The sequence below is a fragment of the Zobellella sp. An-6 genome, from assembly GCF_052487945.1.
In genome coordinates this window covers 1801826-1824613 of the sequence record NZ_CP199259.1, presented here as the reverse complement: position 1 = coordinate 1824613, position 22788 = coordinate 1801826, and the positions used below count along the sequence as shown (strand labels likewise).

The 22788-nt window shown below is 62.2% G+C and carries 21 protein-coding genes, 2 tRNA genes and 1 riboswitch; of the genes, 7 read left to right on the top strand and 16 right to left on the bottom strand.

Annotated elements, in window-relative coordinates:
- Window positions 1-128: 128 nt before the first annotated feature.
- The 8 genes from ACT7DK_RS08415 to moaA all read right to left on the bottom strand — a co-directional run bounded on the left by ACT7DK_RS08415 (window position 129) and on the right by moaA (window position 7268).
- Window positions 129-722, bottom strand: a complete 594-nt coding sequence (locus ACT7DK_RS08415; RefSeq protein ID WP_445398171.1) for a cytochrome c3 family protein — start codon at window positions 720-722, stop codon at window positions 129-131.
- A gap of 9 nt (window positions 723-731) precedes the next feature.
- On the bottom strand, window positions 732-1196 hold the full coding sequence (locus tag ACT7DK_RS08410; protein WP_445402304.1) for a nitrate reductase cytochrome c-type subunit: 465 nt from the start codon (window positions 1194-1196) through the stop codon (window positions 732-734).
- Window positions 1196-2059 carry a quinol dehydrogenase ferredoxin subunit NapH gene (gene napH, locus ACT7DK_RS08405; protein ID WP_445398169.1) on the bottom strand — a complete coding sequence of 288 codons (864 nt, stop codon included), beginning with the start codon at window positions 2057-2059 and terminating at the stop codon, window positions 1196-1198. The genes ACT7DK_RS08410 and napH overlap by 1 nt, the downstream gene beginning before the upstream one ends.
- Complete coding sequence (gene napG / locus ACT7DK_RS08400) at window positions 2059-2796, bottom strand: ferredoxin-type protein NapG (RefSeq protein ID WP_445398167.1); 738 nt, start codon at window positions 2794-2796, stop codon at window positions 2059-2061. The genes napH and napG overlap by 1 nt, the downstream gene beginning before the upstream one ends.
- A 15-nt stretch (window positions 2797-2811) precedes the next feature.
- The gene (napA, locus tag ACT7DK_RS08395) at window positions 2812-5301 is read right to left on the bottom strand and encodes a nitrate reductase catalytic subunit NapA (protein WP_445398165.1); all 2490 of its coding nucleotides are present in this window, start codon (window positions 5299-5301) and stop codon (window positions 2812-2814) included.
- Window positions 5298-5570: a chaperone NapD gene (locus ACT7DK_RS08390; protein WP_445398163.1), complete on the bottom strand. Its 273-nt coding sequence runs from the start codon at window positions 5568-5570 to the stop codon at window positions 5298-5300. Before ACT7DK_RS08390 ends, napA begins: the two co-directional genes overlap by 4 nt.
- Window positions 5567-6067, bottom strand: a complete 501-nt coding sequence (gene napF, locus ACT7DK_RS08385; RefSeq protein WP_445398161.1) for a ferredoxin-type protein NapF — start codon at window positions 6065-6067, stop codon at window positions 5567-5569. Before napF ends, ACT7DK_RS08390 begins: the two co-directional genes overlap by 4 nt.
- Before the next feature lie 220 nt (window positions 6068-6287).
- The gene (gene moaA, locus ACT7DK_RS08380) at window positions 6288-7268 is read right to left on the bottom strand and encodes a GTP 3',8-cyclase MoaA (RefSeq protein ID WP_445398159.1); all 981 of its coding nucleotides are present in this window, start codon (window positions 7266-7268) and stop codon (window positions 6288-6290) included.
- Window positions 7256-7396: riboswitch (molybdenum cofactor riboswitch) on the bottom strand. (Overlaps the previous gene by 13 nt.)
- Window positions 7397-7569: 173 nt before the next feature.
- Between moaA and ACT7DK_RS08375 the strand changes: the two genes are divergently transcribed.
- Entirely contained in the window at window positions 7570-8223 is a 654-nt protein-coding gene (locus ACT7DK_RS08375) for a response regulator (RefSeq protein ID WP_445398157.1), read from the top strand.
- Between the two features lie 193 nt (window positions 8224-8416).
- On the opposite strand, the gene ACT7DK_RS08370 is transcribed toward ACT7DK_RS08375, so the two are convergent.
- The 3 genes from ACT7DK_RS08370 to ACT7DK_RS08360 all read right to left on the bottom strand — a co-directional run bounded on the left by ACT7DK_RS08370 (window position 8417) and on the right by ACT7DK_RS08360 (window position 11146).
- Entirely contained in the window at window positions 8417-8788 is a 372-nt protein-coding gene (locus tag ACT7DK_RS08370) for an Hpt domain-containing protein (RefSeq protein ID WP_445398155.1), read from the bottom strand.
- Window positions 8785-10161 (bottom strand): sigma-54-dependent transcriptional regulator, encoded by a 1377-nt coding sequence (locus ACT7DK_RS08365; RefSeq protein WP_445398153.1) that lies wholly within the window; start codon window positions 10159-10161, stop codon window positions 8785-8787. The genes ACT7DK_RS08370 and ACT7DK_RS08365 overlap by 4 nt, the downstream gene beginning before the upstream one ends.
- Before the next feature lie 226 nt (window positions 10162-10387).
- Entirely contained in the window at window positions 10388-11146 is a 759-nt protein-coding gene (locus ACT7DK_RS08360; RefSeq protein ID WP_445398151.1) for a Nif3-like dinuclear metal center hexameric protein, read from the bottom strand.
- 51 nt (window positions 11147-11197) lie between these two features.
- Between ACT7DK_RS08360 and ACT7DK_RS08355 the strand changes: the two genes are divergently transcribed.
- A complete protein-coding gene (locus tag ACT7DK_RS08355) occupies window positions 11198-12001 on the top strand; it encodes a DUF1853 family protein (protein WP_445398149.1) in 804 nt (267 codons plus the stop codon).
- A gap of 14 nt (window positions 12002-12015) precedes the next feature.
- On the opposite strand, the gene ACT7DK_RS08350 is transcribed toward ACT7DK_RS08355, so the two are convergent.
- Window positions 12016-12089 (bottom strand) — tRNA-Cys (locus ACT7DK_RS08350).
- A gap of 11 nt (window positions 12090-12100) precedes the next feature.
- A tRNA-Gly gene (locus ACT7DK_RS08345) sits at window positions 12101-12176 on the bottom strand.
- A 210-nt stretch (window positions 12177-12386) separates the two neighbouring features.
- On the opposite strand from ACT7DK_RS08345, the gene ggt reads away from it, so the two are divergent.
- The 3 genes from ggt (at window position 12387) to ACT7DK_RS08330 (ending at window position 16158) form a co-directional block, all read left to right on the top strand.
- Entirely contained in the window at window positions 12387-14108 is a 1722-nt protein-coding gene (gene ggt, locus ACT7DK_RS08340; RefSeq protein WP_445398147.1) for a gamma-glutamyltransferase, read from the top strand.
- Window positions 14109-14266: 158 nt separating this feature from the next.
- Window positions 14267-15820 carry a methyl-accepting chemotaxis protein gene (locus ACT7DK_RS08335; RefSeq protein ID WP_445398145.1) on the top strand — a complete coding sequence of 518 codons (1554 nt, stop codon included), beginning with the start codon at window positions 14267-14269 and terminating at the stop codon, window positions 15818-15820.
- 2 nt (window positions 15821-15822) lie between these two features.
- A complete protein-coding gene (locus ACT7DK_RS08330; RefSeq protein ID WP_445398143.1) occupies window positions 15823-16158 on the top strand; it encodes an MGMT family protein in 336 nt (111 codons plus the stop codon).
- 13 nt (window positions 16159-16171) lie between these two features.
- Here the strand turns inward: ACT7DK_RS08330 and ACT7DK_RS08325 are convergent, their stop codons facing one another.
- Both ACT7DK_RS08325 and topA read right to left on the bottom strand, forming a co-directional pair.
- Entirely contained in the window at window positions 16172-16336 is a 165-nt protein-coding gene (locus ACT7DK_RS08325; RefSeq protein WP_445398141.1) for a hypothetical protein, read from the bottom strand.
- A 118-nt stretch (window positions 16337-16454) separates the two neighbouring features.
- Complete coding sequence (topA, locus tag ACT7DK_RS08320) at window positions 16455-19079, bottom strand: type I DNA topoisomerase (RefSeq protein WP_445398139.1); 2625 nt, start codon at window positions 19077-19079, stop codon at window positions 16455-16457.
- A 334-nt stretch (window positions 19080-19413) separates the two neighbouring features.
- Here topA and astB point away from each other — a divergent pair, with 334 nt between their 5' ends.
- Window positions 19414-20751, top strand: a complete 1338-nt coding sequence (gene astB / locus ACT7DK_RS08315) for an N-succinylarginine dihydrolase (protein WP_445398137.1) — start codon at window positions 19414-19416, stop codon at window positions 20749-20751.
- A gap of 58 nt (window positions 20752-20809) precedes the next feature.
- On the opposite strand, the gene sohB is transcribed toward astB, so the two are convergent.
- A complete protein-coding gene (gene sohB / locus ACT7DK_RS08310; protein ID WP_445402302.1) occupies window positions 20810-21829 on the bottom strand; it encodes a protease SohB in 1020 nt (339 codons plus the stop codon).
- A 149-nt stretch (window positions 21830-21978) separates the two neighbouring features.
- Between sohB and ACT7DK_RS08305 the strand changes: the two genes are divergently transcribed.
- Window positions 21979-22746 (top strand): YciK family oxidoreductase, encoded by a 768-nt coding sequence (locus ACT7DK_RS08305; protein WP_445398135.1) that lies wholly within the window; start codon window positions 21979-21981, stop codon window positions 22744-22746.
- Window positions 22747-22788: the final 42 nt, after the last annotated feature.

Below are 22788 nucleotides of genomic sequence, written 5' to 3'. Positions count from 1 at the left end.
TCTCATCAATTTTCACATAAAGATAATAATTGAAACATTCTCGCACAGCACGGCGGAAGGTCAATCCGGAAAACAACAAAGCCTGGGGCAATAATGCCACAGGCTTTGATGTCATTCATGGCTGCTATTCAGAATCCTTCGACACCACGCATATTGGGCAACTGATGCGCTATGCCCTTGTGGCAATCGATACAGGTTTTCTCCCCACTGGCCAACGAGGTGGAGTGGGCCTGGACGGCACGGCTGCCCTGCACACTGAAGTCCATGTAGTCAAAGTTGTGGCAGTTGCGGCACTCCCGCGAGTCGGTTTCCTTCATCCGCTGCCACTCCCGATCCGCCATGTGGCGGCGATGGGCCTCGAACTTTTCGGGGGTGTCGATGATGCCGGTGATCTTGCCCCAGACTTCCTTGGACGCCGCTATCTTGCGCACTATCTTGTGGGTCCACTCATGGGGCACATGGCAGTCGGGGCAGCTGGCCCTGACCCCGGAGCGGTTGGCGTAATGGATGGTATCCCGGTACTCCAGATAGACGTTGTCCTGCATTTCGTGGCAGCCGATACAGAACTGCTCGGTGTTGGTCACCTCCAGGGCGGTGTTGAAGCCGCCCCAGAAGATGACGCCACCGAAGAAGCCGAATACCAGCACCACGCCCACCGCCACCTTGCTGGGTGAACGGAAGGTTTGCCACAGCCGTTTGAACAGGCTTTTCTTCTCCGCCATGGGGGCTCCTTACCGCAGGGATTCAACGGGAGTGAAGGTGTTGTCCACCAGCGGCTTGGCGTCGGTCTGCGGCACATGGCACTGCAGGCAGAAGTAACGCCGCGGGCTGATGTCACCCAGGGTCATGCCGTCCCGGGTTTCATAGTGGGTAGGACTGACCCGGGGCGCGTTGCGTGCAGCGGCGTTCTTCCAGCCGTGGCAGGCCAGGCAGCGGTTGACCTTGAGATCCACCTCGTAGCCCCGTACCTGATGAGGCACCAGGGGCGGCTGATGGATGTACTGCCGATCCTGAATACCCTGATCCTTGACCGGATCCTTGAGCCGTTCGGCATCCTTGTTGTATTGCAAGGCGGTATCCCCCTGCAACGAGTGCAGTTTACCGGTATGGGCATCAATCTCCTCGACCTGAGCCTGCACCATGCCCACCCAAGCCGCCAGCAGCAGCGCTCCCATCACTTTTCCAGTCTTTATCATCATTTTTTCTCCGCCTTTTTTGCAAAACGCGTGGTGAAACTGAAGACGTCTTCCGCACACACGTCGATACAACGCCCACAATGGCTACAATCCGTCATCTTGATTTCGGGGCCTATGCCCCTTTTGGCCCCATGCACCGGCCCCTTCAGCACCTGGGGCTCGGGACAGACCGCGTAACAATCCATGCAGCTGGTGCAGTGCTCCCGACCGGCTGCCGTCACCTGCAAGGGTCTCAGCTTGTTCACCAGCCCCCAGAAGGCGCCCTGGGGGCACAGATGACCGCACCAGCCCCTGTCCGCCACGAAGCTGTCGAACAAAAACACCGCCGCTATCAGCAACCAGCCCCAGCCCATGCCGAACAGCAGGCCCCGGTGCAGCAGGGATACCGGGTTGACCGACTCCCACACCACCAGGCCGCCGATGAACGGTACCACCAGAATAGTGGCCAGCAGCCAGTAGCGCAGCCGGTTGGAAAGACCCGAGCCCTGGCGCAACCCCAGCCGACGGCGCAACCAGCCGGCGGCATCGGTAACCGGATTCAGGGGGCAGACCCAGGAGCAGAACACCCGCCCCCCGACCAGGGCATAGCCGACCAGGACGATCAACGCCCCCAGCCAGGCGGTCAGCACCGGCCCGTGCCCCGCCGCCAGCAGCTGCACCAGGGCGAAGGGATCCGTCATCGGCACCGTTTCCAGCAGCAGGGAACTGGACAGGTTGCCTTCGATAAGCCAGATCCCGGCCCAGGGGCCGAGCAGGAACAGACTCAGTACCGACAACTGGCACAGCCGGCGCAACAACAGGAAGCGATGTGCCCGCCACCAGCCTTTGCGTTCCACCGCCTCGGTGCCGGGATGCCGCTTCATCACAGCCCTCCTTCGGGACGGCGGGTCGGCAGGGTCAGCTTGTCCCCGATAAGGGATTCACCGGCCTTTTCCTTCTCGACCCAGCCCCAGCGGTAATGGGCACCCAGCTCACCCTTGGCCAGCGTTCTGGGCAGTACCTTGATCGCCGCCTCTTCCAGCACACAGGCATGCTCGCACTTGCCGCAGCCGGTACAGGCGTCCGCATGCACCGTCGGGATGAACAGGGCATGGTGCCCGGTCCTGCCGTTGTGGCCCGCCTCCAGGGTGATGGCCTGATCGATCAGCGGGCAGACCCGGTAGCAGACGTCACAGCGCAGGCCCTGCCAGTTGAGGCAGGTCTCGTGATCGATCAGCACCGCCAGGCCCATGCGGGACTCGTCGATCTCGGTCAATGCCGGATCCAGCGCCCCGGTCGGACAGGCCGCCACGCAGGGAATGTCGTCGCACATCTCGCAGGGCACGGCCCGGGCCTCGAAGTAAGGGGTGCCCGTGGTCACCGGCGTCAACAGCCGGGCCAGCTTGAGGGTGTCGTAGGGGCAGGCCTCCACACACAGGCCGCAGCGCACGCAGGCGCCGAGAAAATCCGACTCGGCCCCCGCGCCCGGCGGCCGCAGCGCCTGGGCCGGCAGGCTGGCGGCCTGGCGGCTGTATGCCCCCAGTCCCAGCCCGACCAGGCCCATGGCGCAACCGCCACCCGCCAGCTGCAGCATGAACTGCCGTCGTGAAAGCCCGCTCATCCCCTGCTCCCGTCCTTATGCCTTCATCACCTTGACCGCGCACTTCTTGAAGTCGGTCTCTTTCGAGAGCGGGCAGGTGGCATCCAGGGTCAGGCGGTTGATCAGTTGGCTTTCGTCGAACCAGGGCACGAACACCAGCCCCTTGGGCGGTCGGTTGCGGCCGCGGGTTTCCACCCGGCTCTTCATCTCGCCCCGGCGGGAGGCGATCACCACCTCGTCACCCCGGCGCAAGCCCCGTTCCCGGGCATCGTCCGGGTGCATGAACACCTGGGCGTCGGGATAGGCGCGGTGCAGCTCCGGCACCCGCCGGGTCATGGTGCCGGAGTGCCAGTGTTCCAGCACCCGCCCGGTGGACAGCCAGAGGTTGTATTCCGCATCCGGTACCTCGGCCGCCGGCTCGAACGGCAGGGCAAAGATGATGGCCCTGTTGTCCTTGTGGCCGTAGAACTGCACCCCGGTGCCTTTCTCCACATAGGGGTCATAGCCTTCCCGGTAACGCCACAGGGTCTCCTGGCCGTCCACCACCGGCCAGCGCAGGCCGCGGGCCTGGTGGTACATGTCGTAGGGCGCCAGGTCGTGGGCATGGCCCCTGCCGAACTTGGCATACTCCTCGAACAGGCCCTTCTGTACATAGAAGCCGAAGTGATCCCGTTCGTCGTTGAGCTCGTTCTTGCAGTCCTCGGACGGATACTGATCCACCTGGCCGTTGCGGTAGAGCACCTCATAGAGGGTCTTGCCCCGGTATTCGGGCATCTTGGCCAGCAGCTCCTCGGGCCAGACTTCTTCCATGGTGAAGCGCTTGGAGAACTCCATCAGCTGCCACAGATCCGACTTGGCCCCCTCGGGGGATTTAACCTGCTGGTACCATACCTGGGTGCGGCGTTCGGCATTACCGTAGCCGCCTTCCTTCTCCACCCACATGGCGGTGGGCAGCACCAGATCCGCCGCCTGGGCGGTGACGGTGGGATAAGGGTCGGACACCACGATGAAGTTGGCCGGGTTGCGGTAGCCGGGCAGCCCCTCCTCGTTCATGTTGGGGGCGGCCTGCATGTTGTTGTTGCACATCACCCAGTAGGCATTGAGCTTGCCGTCTTTCAGCATGCGGTTCTGCAGCACGGCATGGTAGCCCACCTGCGAGTTGATGGTGCCGTCGGGCAGCTTCCAGATTTTCTCGGAGTAGGCGCGGTGATCCGCATTGGTGACCACCATGTCCGCCGGCAGCCGGTGGGCGAAGGTACCCACTTCCCGGGCGGTGCCGCAGGCCGAGGGCTGGCCGGTGAGCGAGAAGGGGCTGTTGCCCGGCTCGGAGATCTTGCCGGTCAGCAGGTGGATGTTGTAGACCATGTTGTTGGCCCAGGTACCCCGGGTGTGCTGGTTGAAGCCCATGGTCCAGAAGGACACCACCTTGATGTAGGGATCCGCGTAGGCCTGTGCCAGTGCTTCCAGCTTGTCGGTAGGCACGCCGGAAAGCTTGGAAACGGTCTCCACGTCGTAATCGGCCACGAAGCTGGCGAATTCCTCGAAGCTGATGGGGGTGGAGGCGCCGGAGTCCGGGTGGGCCGCCGCCTGCTGCAGCGGATGGGTCGGGCGCAGGCCGTAGCCGATGTCGGTTTCGCCCTTGACGAAATTGACGTGCTTCTCGACGAAATCCTGGTTTACATAGCCGTTCTCGATGATGTAGTGGGCGATGTAGTTGAGGATGGCCAGATCGGTCTGGGGATGGAACACCATGCCGTTGTCCGCCAGCTCGAAGCTGCGGTGTTCGAAGGTGGACAGCACATGCACCTGCACATGGGGTGCGCTCAGGCGACGGTCGGTCAGCCGTGACCAGAGGATGGGGTGCATCTCCGCCATGTTGGAGCCCCACAGCACGAAGGCGTCGGTGGCTTCGATATCGTCATAGCAGCCCATGGGCTCGTCCATGCCGAAGGTGCGCATAAAGCCGGCCACGGCGGAGGCCATGCAATGGCGGGCGTTGGGATCCAGGTTGTTGGAACGGAAACCGGCCTTGTACAGCTTGGCGGCGGCGTAGCCTTCCATGATGGTCCACTGGCCGGAGCCGAACATGCCGATGCCGTCGGGCCCCTTTTCCTTGAGAGTGGCCTTCCACTTCTCGGCCATGATGTCGAACGCCTGATCCCAGCTGATCGGAGTGAAGTCTCCGTTTTTGTCAAACTTGCCGTTTTTCATGCGCAACAGCGGCGTGGTCAGCCGGTCCTTGCCGTACATGATTTTCGACAGAAAATAACCCTTGATGCAGTTCAGGCCCTTGTTGACCGGCGCATCCGGATCCCCCTGGGTGGCTACCACCCGTCCGTCCTGGGAGCCCACCAGCACCGAGCAGCCGGTGCCGCAGAAGCGACAGGGGGCCTTGTCCCACTTGATGGCGGTCTGATCCCGGCTGGTGATCAGATTGGTGGCTCCGGCTGGCACGGCCAGCCCGGCGGCGGCGGCGGCGGCGGCCACCGCATTGGCCTTCATAAAGGCGCGACGACTCAGCTTCATTGTTGCTCCTCACCTGCTTCCAGTTCAGCAAATTCATGATAAATAAGGGTGGTAGACAAAATACCGTCCAGCAGCGCTATCTGGTCGATACGGCTGACCACCGACTGCTGGGTAGGACCTTCGATCGACACCACCAGTTTTCCCTGCTCTCCCGACACCGGCACCTCCACCCCGTCCATGGCACCGATGGCTCCCAGTGCTTGCCCCATCAGTTCGGGCCGGCAATAGACCACCAGGCTGGCGACGTGCCATTCATTTGCTTTGCTCATGCTTGCTCCTGACTCAAAATCTTGATGGCGGCCGCCGGACAGCCGGCGACACAGGCGCCACAGCCGGTGCAATGCTCGGCGTCCAGCTCGGGACGGGCCACGGCGCCCAACTGCGGCCGGAAACGGATGGCCCGGGGCTCGCAACTGTCTTCGCAACTGCGGCAGTGCACGCCCCGGATGGCCAGACAGGCAGGACCGAACTCGGCCAACTGGTGCCAGGGCTCCTCCTGACGGGGAACGAAGAGTGGTTCGGCACAGCTCTCGGCGCAGCGGCCGCAGAAGGTGCACTCTCCCCGGCCGAAATCCACCACCGGAAAGCCGCCGTCGCCCGCCACGATGACCCGTTCGGGGCAAGCCCGCAGGCAGTCGCCGCAACGGCTGCAGCCGTCGGTGAAGCTCGGCCAGTCACGCGACCAGGGCAGCGGATTCTCCGGCCTGGCCGGGGTCAATCCGCCCTTGAGCCAGCGCCGCCGTGATAAGTCCGGTCCCGATGTCATAAGCCCCCGTTGTGCCATAACTTTCTGTGTAGCATAGACGTTAAGATGATGTTTGCCTGATGCTTATCACCTATTGGTTATATGGTATTAGCGGGGGAACAAGCGGAGGAATACCACCTAGTGGGTACAAAGGAGGGAGTGTTGATCTGGATCAACCGGATACTACCGCAGCAGGAGAAAACGGTGCTTTCTCCTGTGGGAAGGGGTCTGAGAAAGAAGTTCAGCCGCCGATGGAGGCCAAATGAGGGGTCATGCCGGTCTGCCCCTGATGGAGAAAGTGGGTGGCTTTTTTATCGGCCAGGGCTTCGCGCAAGCGCAGCTGCAGCGCCGCCTGCTGGCCGTCCTCGGCCAGCAGATCCCGCAGCTCGACCCCGTACTCTCCGAACAGGCACAGGTGCAGCTTGCCGACCGAGGACACCCGCAGCCGGTTGCAGCTGGCACAGAAGTCCTTGGCATAGGGCATGATAAGGCCGATTTCGCCGACGTAGTCCGGGTGCCAGAACACCTCGGCCGGACCGTCGTTGTGGGCCCGCACTTTCTGCTGCCAGCCGGCGCGCAGCAACTGCTCCTTGATGAGGGCGCCGCGCACATGGTGTCGTTCGAACAGCTGGTCCATCTCGCCGGTCTGCATCAGCTCGATAAAACGCAGCTGAATGGGATTGTCCTTGATCCAGGCCAGGAAGCGACCCAGTTCGCCGTCGTTGAGACCGCGCATCAGCACCGTGTTGACCTTGACCTGCTCGAAGCCGGCGGCGAAGGCGGCGTCGATACCGGCCATCACTTCCTGGAAGCGGTTCTCCCCGGTGATCTGGTGGAACATACGCGGGTCCAGGCTGTCCACACTGACATTGATGGCGGACAGGCCGGCACGGCGCCAGTCGGCCACTTGTTTGGCCATGCGATAGCCGTTGGTGGTGGTGGCTACCTTGCGGACTCCCGGCGTGGCGGCCACGGTTTCGATGATGGCGGTAAAGTCCTTGCGCAGGGAGGGCTCGCCTCCGGTAATGCGCACCTTGTTGGTCCCCATGGCGGCGAAGGCCCGGGTCAGGCGACGAATTTCGTCCAGGGTCAGAAAGGACTTGCGGCCATCGGGCTTGTAGCCGTCGGGCAGGCAGTACTGGCACTTGAAGTTGCAGACGTCGGTAACCGACAGCCGCAAATAGTGGAACTTGCGCGCGAACGCATCCTGTAATTCAAACATAAACACCTTTCCAATACGGGAGGCAGGGACATTTCTCTCCCTACCCTTACAGCCGGTGGCTGAACGGTCTGGCAACCCTATTGGCCTTGGCCAACTTAGGCTCACCCGACTCGGAGTTTGTCAACGTCACTGTATTTTCACCTATCACCATAGGGAAAAACATAGCTTCAGATCAAGAAAAATATGTGATCGGGATAAAATGACTTATCGGATACCACTATTATTGCCCTCTCACCGGGCTTTGCATATGCTGGTGATCGATTACCATACCGCTGTTCCCATTCATAGAAGTAACTGACCCATGACACAAACTCACACCGCCACCCTGTTACTGGTCGATGACCATCCCCTGATGCGCAAGGGGATCAAGACCTGGATCACCGCCGCCGGCCCCTTCGAGGTGGTCGCCGAGGCCGACAACGGTGCCGAGGCCCTGCAGCAGGCTGCGCAAATCAACCCGGATCTGATCCTGCTCGACCTGAACCTGGGCGAGGAGCAGGGATCGGAGGTGCTGCTGGCGCTGCGGCAACAGGGCTACCAGGGCAAAGTGGTGATCCTGACCGTGTCCGACAGCCAGGAAGACGCCCGCCGCCTGCTCGATCTGGGTGCCGACGGTTACCTGTTGAAGGACATAGAGCCAGAATCACTGATCCCGGCCCTGCAACAGGCTCTGCTGGGCGAGCGGCCGGTCAGCGACAAACTGCTGGAGAGCACCCGCCAGGGGGCAGCGGAGCAACTGGCCAACCTGACCTACCGGGAGCGGCAGATCCTGGCCCTGCTGGCGGAAGGCTTCAGCAACAAGCAGATCGCCGACAGCCTCAATATCGCCGAGGGCACGGTCAAGGTGCACATGAAGGCACTGATGCGCAAGCTGGATGTACAGTCTCGGCTGGAGGCGGCGCTCATCTACCTGAATGGCAAAGAGCCCCAAAGCAGCAAATTGCAAAAAAATTGATTCTCAAATTGAGAAAATTAGCGTTATGCGTCGCTGAAAAAACACTCAATTGAGTCGGAAACCCTGATGAGACGGGAGTTGTAAAAGTTGGCACGATAATTTCATATACTATGTCAGTCGTTTTTATCCCGTGCTCTCTTCAGCTCCCGCTGAAGTTCGGTCAACCCTCTGGGTTGACCATTTTTTTTGCCTGTCAACCGGCGAGCCGTGTTTCCAGTTCATTCAGGGTCGCTTCCAGCGTCCGCCGCCACACGCCCATCTGCTCGCCTACCCGGACGTCATCCCGCTCCCGGCAGGACTGCTCCAGCTTCTCACCCAGATACTGACAGCGCAGGGCGCCGTAGCTGCCGCAGGCCGACTTCAGGCTATGGCAGCAGCGGGCCATGGCGTCGTAATCCCGGGCCTCAAAGGCCTGCTCCAGAGCCTCCCCCTGCTCTCGTCCGTCCTCCACGAACAGTTTCCACAGCCGAGACAGGGTCGTCTCCCCCAACTCCCGCTCCAGCCGCTGAATCTGATGTTCGTCGAGCAACGGCAGCCGGGCCTGCAACCTGAGCCAATCGTTCATACGCCTTTCCCCCAGCTTTGCAGCTTGCGATAAATGGTCGAGGGGCTGACTTCCAGCAGGGCGGCAGCCCGGGACACGTTGCCCTGGCAATGCTGGATGGCGCGCTCTATCGCCTGACGCTCCAGGGAGGCCAAGGGGATGATGGGGGCGGCAGCCGGCTCGACGGCCGCCTGGCCGGAACCGCCCTGGCTCTGCGGCTTGTCGAGGGGAGCCGGCAGCATGTCCAGCTCTATCCATTCCCCCTGGTGCAGCACTACCGCATTGCGGATGACGTTCTGCAACTGGCGGACATTGCCCGGCCAGTGGTAGGCCTGCAACCGATCCTTGGTGGCCTCGGACAACCCCACGAAGGACTTGCCCTCTTCCCTCGAGGCCTGCCGCACCAGGGCGGTAGCGATGCTGATCACATCCGCTCCCCGCTCCCGCAGCGGCGGCAGGTGCACCGGGATCACGTGCAGGCGGTAGTAGAGGTCCTCCCGGAAGCGTCCCTGCTCCACCTCGACCAGGGGATCCCGATTGGTCGCGCAGACGATGCGCACGTCCACCTTGATCTGGCGGGAACTGCCCACCGGCTGGATAAGCCCGGTCTGCAGAAAACGCAGCAGCTTGCTCTGCAGTTCCAGATCCATTTCACAGATCTCGTCCATGAACAGGGTGCCGCCATCGGCCCGGATCACGGCGCCGTCCCTGTCCTGCAGGGCCCCGGTGAAGGCGCCCTTGATATGACCAAACAGCTCGCTCTCCATCAGATCCTTGGGGATGGCGGCACAGTTGAGGGCGATAAAAGGGCCTTCGGAGCGGCCACTCAGCTGGTGGATGGCCTCGGCGCAAACTTCCTTGCCGGTGCCGCTTTCACCGGTGATGAAGACGGTGGCACTGCTGGGGGCGGCGTTTTCGATCAGCCGGTATACCTTCTGCATGGGCAGGCTTTCACCGATAAAGCCCTGGAAGCGCTTCTGCTCTATCTCATGCCGGAACCTGTCCACCAGTTGGTTGAGATGGCGGAACTTCATGGTGTTGTGCAGCGTGACCTTGAGTCGTTCCGCTTCCACCGGCTTGTTGATGAAGTCGTGGGCCCCCAGGCGCATGGCATCGACCGCCACATCGACCGAGCCATGGGCGGTCATCACTATGGTGGTCACCTCCGGGTGCTCCCGGTGCAGCCACTGCAGGATTTCCATACCGGGCATGTCCGGCAGGATCAGGTCGAGCAACAGGATATCCGGTGGCTGCTGCCGGATGTGTTCCAGTGCCTGCCGGCCATTGCTCACCACCGTCAGCGACAGGGGCTCATCCTGCAGATAGGCCTGATAAAGCGCCGCCAGGGAAGGCGTATCCTCTACCAACAAGACATTCAGTCTTTCATCTACCATCTTTGTTCTCTCACCTTGATACCGTCCGGTTGGTCTTTTTTATGCTGAACATGAAAAAATACTTGCAGCAAATTAACTTCATGTTAACATGAACTCAACATCCAGTGTGACTCATTTGTCACCCTCACCCACTGCTCATTTTGTTGTTAGGAACGACGACAGTTTATGCCTGTGTGGCTGCTGCGAAACCAGGGTATTCATGTACCCTGGTCTTTTTTTTATGGGCTCAGGCCGGGTTGTCGATATCAACAAAACTGACCTTGAGCCCGTGTTCCGCCGCCAGCCATTCTCCCAGCGCCTTGATGCCGTAGCGTTCGGTGGCGTGATGACCGGCCGCGAAGAAGTGCAACCCCAGTTCCCGGGCCACGTGCACCGTCTGCTCCGACACTTCGCCGCTGATGAAGGCATCCATGCCCTGCTCCGCCGCCAACTCGATAAAGCCCTGGCCGCCGCCGGTACAGAAGCCGACCCGGCGGATAAGCGCCGGTCCCGTCTCGCCCACATGCAGCACAGGGCGGCCCAGGCGCTGCTGCAACCGCTCGGCCAGTTGCTCTCCGCTGAGCGGTGCGTCCAGTTCGCCTCGCATCGATACCGAGAGGGCATTATCCGGCTCCAGGGGGCCGGTTTGCCGGATACCCAGCAGGGCTGCCAGCTGGGCGTTGTTGCCGAGGCCGGGGGCGATGTCGAGGGGCAGGTGATAGGCATAGAGGTTGATGTCATGTGCGAGCAACGCCTTGAGCCGCCGCCGCTTCATGCCTCTGATCTGTTCGCTTTCTCCCTTCCAGAAATAGCCGTGATGCACCAGCAGCGCATCGGCCCCCACCGCCACCGCCCGATCCACCAGCGCCTGGCTGGCGGTCACCCCGGTCACCACATGGTGGACCTCGCTTTTACCTTCCACTTGCAGGCCGTTCGGACAATAATCCTTGATAGCTTGTGCATTGAGCTGCCGATCCAGCAGCCGTTCGAGTTCCAGATTATTCATGCTGGCTCCATGGCGTGAGTTTGGCCCATTGTAAAACAAAAGGTACCCGTTATGGGCGATTCCCTCCGTCGCTTGTTGACCCGCCTGCACGATCCCATGGTCCGGGATCTGGCCTGGACCCTGGCCAGCCCCAACCTGCTGCCCGCCATCCCTCTGGCCCCCGCTAACGACTGGTATCGGACGCTGCTGAGTCGGTACCGGTCGCGGCTGCTCGAGCTGGACGCCGCTCCCGGGATACTGCATGCCCACTGCCGGCCCTACCGCCGCCTGGGCCAGTATTTCGAAGCGCTCTGGCACTTCTACCTGTTGGATCAGGAGCGCTTCCAACTGCTGGCCTACGACTGGCAGCAAGTGGTGGCGGGTACCACCCTGGGGGCGTTTGATTTTATCGTGCGGGACAAGCAGTTGCAGCGTATCGAACACTGGGAAGTGGCGGTCAAATTCTACCTGATCACCGATCCGGACACCGCCTACGGCGATGCCCGGGGGGTCAATCCCCGCGACAAGTTACGACACAAACTGGAGCATATGCTCCACCATCAGTTGCGCCTCAGCCTGCACCCACAGATAGGCGAGCGCCTCCTCCGCCAGGGACTGATGCCGGAAAACCACCGGCTTATCCTCAAGGGAAGGCTCTACTATCCGCATGACTGTCGCCTGTTCCTGGGCGGACAAGGCGAGCGGGGGCACTGGGGGACGGAGTCACCGGATCCGTCATTCGAGCCCCAGCAAAAACTGGGCTGGCTGACCGGGGGCCGCCATTGCGAACAACTGGGCAGCAGGCAGAATTATTTGAACAGAGAAGGAGACTGGTATATCAGGGTGGACAGGGAGTGGCTCGATGGCCAAGGGTAATGTCGTACAGAAGATGGAGGCGCGTAGCGGAGTCGAACCGCTCTAAACGGATTTGCAATCCGCTGCATAACCGCTTTGCTAACGCGCCCTTGCAGAATTTGGAGCGGGAAACGAGACTCGAACTCGCGACCCCAACCTTGGCAAGGTTGTGCTCTACCAACTGAGCTATTCCCGCATAACACTTCTAACTTGCTCTATGAGCCGCGCTGCGGCCGATGGATGCGCATTATAGGCAGGCGGGCGGACAATACAAGCCATTTTTCCTTTCCCCAATTCATTTGCTTTAATTTTCAGCGAGTTGGGCATTTTTTATCAGCCTCCGCCTTTGGCGGTGTCCACCAACTCCGGCTAAGCTTGCTGACATCCCCTTTCACGGAGCCCACCCATGCCCCTGCTGCTCACCCTGCTGCTGCTCGTGCCGCACACCTTCGCCGACACCCCGGCCCCGGAAACTGCCACCGGCTGGCGGACCACCCCCCTGGTGCGGGCCGAGCGGGCCCTGGTGGTGACCGCCCACCCCGATGCCAGCAGGGCTGCCCGGGACATGCTGCGCCGGGGTGGCACCGCAGTGGATGCCATGGTGGCGGCCCAGGCGGTGCTGACCCTGGTCGAGCCCCAGTCCTCGGGCCTGGGCGGCGGCGCCTTCCTGGTGTACTGGCAGCAGGATCCTGGCCGTCTCACCACCCTGGACGGGCGGGAAACAGCCCCCTTCGCCGCCCCGGCAGACCTCTTCCTGGACGAGGAAGGCCGGCCGCTCACACGCCTTGATGCGATGGTCGGTGGCCGCTCGGTGGGGACTCCCGGCACGGTGCAGCTGATGTGGCAGGCGCATCAGCGCTTCGGCCGCCTCCCCTGGCGGGAGCTGTTCGCCCCGGCCATCGACCTGGCGCTCAACGGCTTCACCGTGTCATCACGCCTGGCCCGGCTGGTGGCGGAAGATAAAGCACAGCTGACAAGGGACCCCGCCGCCCGCGCCTATTTCTTCGACGAGACCGGCCGTCCGCTGCAGGCCGGCAGCACCAAACGCAACCCCCTTCTGGCGGCCCTGCTGACCCGGCTCAGCCTCGAAGGCCCCTCGGCCTTCTACCAGGGGGAAATCGCCGCCGCCATGGTGGACAAGGTCCGCCAGGCCAGCCCAGCCGGTTTCCTCGGCCCGGAAGATCTCACGGCCTACAGGGTGAAAGAGCGTCCGACCCTCTGCGCACCCTACCGGCAATATCAGGTTTGCGGCATGGGTCCGCCCAGCTCAGGCACCCTGGCCCTGGGGCAGATACTGGGCATCCTCTCCCATGTAGAGCTGGCCTCATTGGGCCCCAACTCTCCCCAGGGCTGGCGTTGGATCGCCGATGCCTCAAGGCTGGCCTTCGCCGATCGCAACCGCTATGTGGCCGATGCCGATTTCGTGCCGGTGCCGGTCGAAGCGCTGCTCGATCCCGACTATCTGGCCGGTCGTGCCGCCCTGATTGGCGAGCGCTCCCAGGCCCTGGAACAGGTCGCGCCCGGCGTACCCGCGCCCCGGCTCGGCCATCAGGCCCCGGACAGCTCTCCCGAATTCGCCGCCACCAGCCATATCAGCATCGTCGACCAGGCAGGCAACGCCCTGGCGATGACCTCCACCATCGAGCACGGCTTCGGCTCCCGGCTCATGGTGCAGGGCTTCCTGCTCAACAACGAACTGACCGACTTTTCCTTCCACCCGGAGCTGGACGGGGTAACGGTGGCCAATCGGCTGGAGCCGGGCAAGCGTCCCCGCTCCTCCATGACCCCCACCCTGGTGTTTTACCGGGACAGGCCGCTGCTGGTGATCGGCTCCCCCGGCGGCAGCAGTATTATCGGCTATGTGCTCCACGCCCTGCTCAATGTGCTGGACTGGGGCATGGATATCCAGGAGGCGGTGCATCAGCCCCATATCCTGCATCGGGGCGGCGTGCTGGAGTTGGAGCCGGGCGGCCGCAACCTGGCCCTGCAGCCGGGACTGGAGCGGCTCGGCTTCGATACCCGGCTGACCGAACTCAACTCCGGCCTGCACGGCATTCTGCTGCAACCGGGGCGGCTCAGCGCCAGCGCCGATCCCCGGCGGGAGGGTCAGGCGCTGGCGGCGGATTGAGCTTCCTGTATCAAATGTTAAATACCTGTCACATAAGCGGAGGCCCGGGATGAAATCTGCACCCGGTCACGTATAGTAGTGTCCCGGGCCCGGCTTCCCTCAAGTTTGGCGGCCGGGAGCCGATATGCACACACCAGATAACAGAAACCAATAACCAGATGAACAGCAGAAACCAGCACCTTATCAACGAAGAAGTCACTTATAGCGACCAGGAACAACTGGTTTCCACCACCGATCTACGCGGTGTCATCACCTATGCCAACGAGGTATTCTGCCGGGTCGCCGGTTACCAACCCGAGGAATTGGTCGGCCATAATCATAACATTGTCCGCCATCCGGACATGCCCAAGGCCGCCTTTCAGGATCTGTGGGATCATATCAAGGCGGGCCAGGCCTGGCGGGGTGCGGTCAAGAATCGCTGCAAGGATGGCCGCTACTACTGGGTAGACGCCTACGTCACCCCCATCTACCAGCAGGGCAAAATAGTGGGTTATCAGTCGGTGCGCACCAAGCTCGACGACCGGGTACGAGACCGGGCCAGCCAGGCCTACCGCCAGCTATTGAAACAGGAACAGCAAAACAGCGTATCACGCCCGCAGTTGAAACGGGTGATGCCCTGGCTGTCGGCAGCCGGGCTCCTGGCACTGCTGGCGGGTGCCTTCGTCAATGGCGGCGGCGGCCAGCTGCTGTGGAGCCTGCTGCCCCTGGCCTGGCTGCTGCTTTGCTACCGCAGGCAGTTGTTCGGCACCCGGCATTTCTTCCACAGCCTGGGCAGGGACTACGACAGTATCTCGCGACTGGTCTACTCCGGCGACGCCCCCCACGCCATCGCCGACTACCACCTGAAAATGTGGCAGGCCCGTACCCGCACCATACTGGGCCGGGTCGACGATGCCACCGGCTCGCTCAAGTCCCTGGCCGGTGCCCTGATGCAGGCCATGAGCGGCGCCCGGGACGACCTGAGCCGCCAGGACAGCGATACCCACCAGATCGCCGCCGCCATCGACGAGATGTCGAGCACCGCCACCGAGATCACCCAGAATACCCAGCGGGCCGCCGCCAATGCGGAGGAAGCCCAGCACCAGTGCCATCTGACCCAGGGCCAGCTGGAGCAGGCCAAGCAGAAGATCATCGAACTGGCCCGGGAGGCCGAGCACGCCGCCGAGGCCACCTTCGCGCTGACCCAGGAGTCGGATCGTATCGGCACCCTGATGAGCGAAATCCAGGGTATTGCCGATCAGACCAACCTGCTGGCGCTCAACGCCGCCATCGAAGCGGCCCGGGCCGGGGAGCACGGTCGCGGCTTCGCCGTGGTGGCGGAGGAGGTACGGGCCCTGTCCACCCGCACCCACGGCGCCACCGAGCAGATTCAGAGCAGCATCGGCCAGATCCAGCAGACCCTCGCCAAATGGCGCTCGATGATGGATGCCAACATGGAGCACAGCCAGGAATGTGTAGATGCCGCCGAAGCCGGCAGCGCCAGCCTGAGCCGGGTGGTAGGCGAGATCGACAACATAGTGGGGATCACGGTGCAGATTTCCGCCGCCGCCGGCCAGCAGCAGCAGGTGGCCGAGGAGATCAGCCGCAATGTACATCAGATTTCCGAAGCCTCGTCCGCCAACCTGGGCAAGATAGCCCAGGTGGAGGCCTCCAGCCGGCAACTACTGGAACGCTCCCAGGGGCTGAATGACATGACCCGTACCTTCTCCTGAGCATGGACTCCCGCCAACAGGCCATACTGACCCTGCTCGCCCTGGTACCGGCGGGACGGGTGGTCAGCTACGGCCAGTTGGCGGATCTGGCCGGCCTGCCGGGCCGGGCCAGGCTGGTCGGCCGCGTGCTCAGAACCCAAAACACCGTGGACCTGCCCTGGCACCGGGTGGTGGCGGCTTCGGGCCGCATCAGCCTGCCCAAGGGCAGCGATGGCTGGCATGAGCAACGCCGGCGGTTGCAGCAGGAAGGGGTGTTGTTGAAGGGGGACAGGGTACTGATGAAACAGCATCAGTGGCAGCCGGATCTGGCTGCCATACTGATGCTGATGGAACACTGAGGTGGGCTAATGCTTAATCGGTCTCTTCCAGCAATTCGCTGACATGGACCTGAAAAGGAATGGTTTCGTCTTCGCGTTGCAACAACACCAGCTGGTTATTGACGTCCACTTCCAGTACATAACCCGAGCCATCCGAGGTATGGCAGATCATCCCCGGCCTGATTTCATGAATATCCATATTCACTCCTTACGACAAGCTCAGCCTGCGAATCCATAACGTCCCATTTCTATCGGCTCTGCACGCTCTCCTTAGTGCTATCCACTTAATTTGACCGAAATATGAGAAAATATGCCTGTTATTTACCTTTCTGGCTCTGCTGCCACTTTCCTTCGGCATAGTGTGCGGTCCAACCAGTGGCCTTTTTATTGACCTCGGTCATCACATATTGTTCCTTGTTTTTACGACTAAAACGCACAATTGCCTTGTTACCCTCCGGATCCTGGGTCGGAGCCTCGGTCAGATACCGATATTTTTCGGGCAAGCGGTCCTTGAAACGGATCAGCTCTTCCACCAGGGGCGCCCGGGTCTCCCGGGATTTGGGGAAATTGCTGGCGGCCAGGAAGATGCCGGCAGCGCCGTCGCGCAACACAAAGTAGGCATCGGATTGACTGCAGGGCAGTTCCGGCAAGTGCACCGGATCTTCCTTCGGCGGCGCCACTTCACCGTTTTTCAGGATCTTGCGGGTATTGCCGCAGGCCTCGTTGGTACAGGCCATGTACTTGCCGAAGCGGCCGCTCTTGAGCTGCATCTCGGCACCGCAGCGATCGCAGTCGATCACCGGCCCTTCGTAGCCCTTGAGCTTGAACTGGCCTTCTTCCAGCTCGTAGCCGTCGCAATCCGGGTTCTGGCCGCACACGTGCAGCTTGCGCTTATCGTCGATAAGGTAGGCGTCCATGGCGGTGCCGCACTTGCCGCACCGGTGCTTGGCACGCAGGGCGTCGGTTTCCGCCTCTTCGTCGTTGGCCAGCACGAAATCGTCGCCCGGGATCAGGTTGATGGTCTGCTTGCAGCGCTCCTTGGGTGGCAGGGCATAGCCGGAACAGCCGAGGAAAACCCCGGTGGTGGCGGTACGGATCCCCATCTTGCGGCCACAGGCCGGACAATCGATATCGGTCAGTACCATCTGGTTGGCGCGCATGCCGCCTTCTTCCGAGGGCCGTTCGGCCTTTTCCAGCTCCTCACTGAACTCGGCATAGAAAGCATCCAGCACCTGGGTCCAGTTCAGGCTGCCACCGGCAATTTCGTCCAGCTTGCTTTCCATCTGGGCGGTGAAGTCGTAATTCATCAGCTCGGCGAAGCTCTCCTGCAGCCGGTCGGCCACGATTTCGCCCATCTTCTCCGCAAAGAAACGCCGGCTTTCCACCTTGACATAGCCCCGATCCTGGATAGTGGAGATGATGGAGGCATAGGTGGACGGCCGGCCGATGCCCCGCTTCTCCAGCTCCCGTACCAGCGCCGCCTCGGTGAAGCGGGCCGGTGGCTTGGTGAAGTGCTGCTTGGGTTCGAGTCCGTCGAGGCTGAGCACCTCGCCCGCCTGCACCGCCGGCAGCTCGGTATCTTCGCCCTTGCGGCTCTGGGGACTCAGCACCTTGGTCCAGCCAGCGAAACGCAGGATGCGGCCACGGGCCTTGAGTTCGTAATCGCCGGCCTGCACCGTGATGGTGCTGCTGTCGTACTGGGCCGGCGTCATCTGGCAGGCCACGAACTGCCGCCAGATGAGATCGTACAGCCGTTTGGCATCCGCTTCCATGCCGTCGAGCCGGTCCGCCGTCAGGGTCACGTCCGAAGGGCGGATGGCCTCGTGGGCCTCCTGGGCGTTGGCCTTGGCGCCGTAAACGTTGGGGCTCTCGGGCAGGTAGGCCTTGCCGTAGTTGTCCTGGATAAAATCGCGCACCCCGTTCACCGCTTCCTGGCTCAGGTTGGTGGAATCGGTTCGCATATAGGTGATATAGCCTGCCTCGTACAGGCGCTGGGCCAGCATCATGGTGCGCTTCACCCCGAAGCTCAGTCGGGTGCTGGCCGCCTGCTGCAGGGTGGAGGTAATGAAGGGCGCCGGCGGCTTGCTCTGGGTCGGCTTGTCTTCCCGGGACACCACTTCGAACCGGCTGGCCTTGAGGGCATCCACCGCCGCCATGGTCTGGGCTTCGTTGACCGGCCGGAACTCCTGCCCCCGGCACTTGGCCACCATCATGGTTAGTGCCAACTGCTGTGCATTGCTCAAGGCCGCCTGGATATCCCAGTATTCTTCCGGTATGAAGGCCTTGATCTCGCGCTCTTTCTCCACGATGAGCCGCACCGCCACCGACTGCACCCGGCCGGCGGACAGACCCCGAGCGACTTTTTTCCACAACAGCGGCGACACCATATAGCCCACCACCCGGTCCAGGAAGCGACGGGCCTGCTGGGCGTTGACCCGGTTCAGGTTGAGGTCGGACGGGTGGCTGAAGGCCTCCTGGATGGCACTCTTGGTGATCTCGTTGAACACCACCCGTTTGAAACGGCCCTGGTCACCGCCGATCAGCTCCTTCAGGTGCCAGGCGATGGCTTCCCCCTCCCGGTCCAAGTCCGTTGCCAGGTAAACGGTGTCGGCCTTTTCCGCCAGGCTCTGCAATTCGGACACCACCTTTTCCTTACCCGGCAGCACCTGGTAGTCCGCCTTCCAGCCGTGCTCGGGATCCACCCCCATGCGCGCGATCAGCGCCTGGTGCTCTTTTTCCTTCTTCAGCCGGGCCTTTTCTTCGGCGCTCAGCTGCTTGGTGTCGGTCTTGCGGCCACCGGTTTTTTTCGCGGAGGAGGAGCCGGCGGTCGGCAGGTCACGCACGTGGCCGACGCTGGATTTGACGATGAAGTCCTTTCCCAGGTACTTGTTGATGGTTTTTGCCTTGGCGGGCGATTCGACGATAACCAGCGATTTGCTCATAAAGCGCGTTTAGATCCTTAAAGTCTGGCCCCGTTCGGGGTTCCGGCGGCAAGGTAATGACGGCTGTATAAGTGAAAAAGCCGTAAAAAGCAAACTTGCCCGGCGTGGCCCGGAAAAAAGTTCAATGAATTTATATTTATTTATTAACACCCTCATGCCCGTCGGAATCAACCGCTTTTTTTATACCGCTGCCTGTTCGCCCGCTTTTTATGCATTGTTATTACTTTGGTGCGATCTGTTGTTAAAAAGGGGTTACATCTTCCGAATAAATCCACATATAATGGCCACCAGCAGGATTTTCTTGTCACTTTTCACCATTTAAAAGGACAATATAATGGTACAGTTTGAAGCCAATTTTGACGGTCTGGTCGGCCCCACCCACAACTATGCCGGCTTGTCTTACGGCAATGTCGCTTCTCAAAGCAACGCCCAGGATGTTTCCAGCCCGAAAGAAGCGGCCAAGCAGGGCCTGCGCAAGATGAAGGCGTTGACCGAACTGGGCCTGGTACAGGGTGTGCTGGCCCCCCAGGAGCGCCCCGATATCCATACCCTGCGCCGTCTGGGCTTTACCGGCACCGATGCCCAGGTACTGGAAAAGGCGTTCCGGGAAGACCCGGTGCTGCTGGCCGCCTGCTGCTCCGCTTCCAGCATGTGGACCGCCAATGCCGCCACAGTGTCGCCCAGCGCCGACACCGCCGACGGCCGTATCCACTTCACCCCGGCCAATCTGACCAACAAGTTTCACCGCTCCATCGAGCATGAGGTGACCGGCCGCATCCTCGGCCAGGTCTTTGCCGACGAGCGCCATTTCAGCCACCACCAGGCCCTGCCCGCCAACGACTACTTCGGTGACGAAGGCGCCGCCAACCACACCCGCCTGTGCGCCGACTACGGCCACGCCGGGGTGGAACTGTTCGTCTACGGCCGCAGCGCCTTCAACCTGAGCGCCCCCGCCCCGCACCGCTACCCGGCGCGGCAGACCCTGGAGGCCTCCCGCGCCGTCGCCCGGCTGCACGGCCTGGGCGAGGACACCGCCATCTTTATCCAGCAGAACCCGGCGGTGATCGATCAAGGGGTGTTCCACAACGACGTCATCGCCGTGGGCAACCAGAACGTCCTCTTCTATCACCAGGAAGCCTTCCTCAACACCGCCGCCGCCCTGGAGGAGATCCGCCGCAAGCTGCCCGGCACCGAGCTGCACTTTATCGAAGTGCCCACCGATGAGGTACCGGTGGCGGACGCGGTGAAGAGCTATCTGTTCAATACCCAGATCGTCACCCTCAAACCCGGCCACATGGCCATCATCGCGCCCACCGAATGTGCCGACACCCCGAGCGTCAAGGCCTATCTGGACAAGCTGGTAACACTGGGCACTCCCATCCGGGAAGTGCATTTCATGGACGTGAAGCAGAGCATGCGCAACGGCGGCGGCCCCGCCTGCCTGCGGTTGCGGGTGGCCATGACACAAGCGGAGCACGCCGCCACCAACCCGGCCTGCCTGATGAATGAGACCCTGTTCGCCCGCCTCAACCAGTGGGTGGACAAGCACTACCGCGAGCGGCTGAGCCTGACCGACCTGCGCGATCCGGCCCTGTTGCAGGAGTCCCGCGCCGCCCTGGACGAACTCACCCAGATCCTGAAGCTGGGCTCCGTCTACCCCTTCCAGCGGTGAGATGACGGGGACAGGAAATTGAGAGGGCCGGTCTGATACCGGCCCTCTTTATTTTTCGTCAGCCAAAGGGCCGCTGGCCCGCTTCATAAAGCTTCATCAGCGCCCGGCTCACCCCGGCCTCCGCCGCCTTGCCCAGCTTGTCCTTCAGGCTCGGCCTGGGCTTGTAATGCAGGCGGATGATGCGCCTGTCCTCGCTCCGGGCCAGCAGGAAGTCGCTGCTGGTCAGCAGTTCGTCCACCAGGCCCAGTTCATGGCCATCGCGGGCCAGCCAGTGCTCTCCGGTCGCCACCCGTTCCACATCCAGGGTCGGCCGGTTCTGGGCGATGAATTCCTTGAACCGTCGATGGATCACCTCCAGCTCTTCCCGGAACTTGGCCCTGCCGTGTTCGTCGTTTTCCCCGAACAGGGTCAGGGTGCGCTTGTACTCGCCGGCGGTGTGCAACTCGATATCGATGTTTTTCTTCTTCAGGTATTTGTTGAAGTTGGGCAACTGGGCCACCACCCCGATGGAGCCGACGATGGCGAAGGGAGCCGCGATGACGCGCTCGGCCACGCAGGCCATCATGTAGCCGCCGCTGGCCGCCACCTTGTCCACCGCCACCGTCAGCCCGATGCCGCGCGCCTTGAGCCGGGCCAGTTCGGCCGCGCCCAGGCCGTAGCCGTGCACCAGGCCGCCGCCGGACTCGAGCCGGAGCAGCGTCTCGTCACCGGGTCGGGCCAGTTGCAGCAGGGCGGTGATCTCCCGGCTGAGTCCTTCCACTTCGCGGGCGTCCATGCTGCCCTTGAAGTCCAGCACATAGAGCCGGGGGCGTTCATCGCCGGCCTTTTTGTCGGCCTTGGCCTGCTGCCTGAACGCCTGCTTGAGCTGCTTGCGCTCGGCATCACTGCCGGCCGTGGCCAGTTGCAGCCGCTGCCGCTGGCGGCGCAGGCCCGCGCCGAGATCCTCCACCTCCAACTGTTCGCCGGCCTGCTTCTGACGGGCCGCCAATCCCGCCACCAGGGCCACCAGCAGGGCGATGGCCAGCACCCAAGTGAGGCTCTTGGCGACGAACAGACCGTATTCGTACACAAATTCCAGCATGACTTCTCCTTAAAGGCGTAGTTCGGCACCCATTGTAAGAGCCGGCGCAAGGAACACCAATGGGCTTTTTTACTCCTAAAGGCTGGCGTCCCGGGCCAGAGTCTGGTTTGATCTGGCCACCTTGAACTCCCTAGAGAATGCGACAGATGCTCGACTATCATGCCTCCCCCGAATTACTCGCCGGCAAGGTGATACTGGTCACCGGGGCCGGCGACGGTATCGGCCGCCAGGCGGCACTCAGCTACGGCGCTCACGGTGCCACCGTGATCCTGCTCGGCAAGACAGTGAAGAAACTGGAAGCGGTATACGACGAGCTGCTGGCCCAAGGCAGCCCCGAGCCGGCCATTATTCCCCTGGATCTGCAGGGTGCCACCCGTCAGCACTACCTGGACATGGCCGAGACCATCCGCCAGCAGTTTGGCCGCCTCGACGGCGTCTTGTTCAACGCCGGACAACTGGGTGTGCTCGGTCCCTTCGAGATGATCGGCGAGGACGAGTGGGACAAGGTGATGCAGGTCAATATGAAGTCCCAGTTCCTGATGACCCAGGCACTGCTGCCGCTGCTGAAAGCCAGCGCACCGGCCTCCATCGCCTACACCAGCTCGAGTGTGGGCCGCCGGGGCCGGGCCTACTGGGGCAGCTACGCCATCTCCAAATTCGCCACCGAGGGCATGATGCAGGTACTGGCCGACGAGCTCGAAAACACCCGGGTCAGGGTCAACTGCATCAATCCTGGTGCCACCCGCACCGGCATGCGGGCCCGGGCCTACCCCGGCGAGGATCCGGCCAGCCTGCGCACCCCGCTGGACATCATGCCCCTCTATCTCTACCTGATGGGCGACGACAGCCTAACCGTCACCGGCCAGTCGCTCGACGCCCAGCCGGACAGAATCCGGCCCCAGGCCGGCCAATAGGCTGACAGCCCGGGCGACATCGGCTACAACTATTCTTGTATC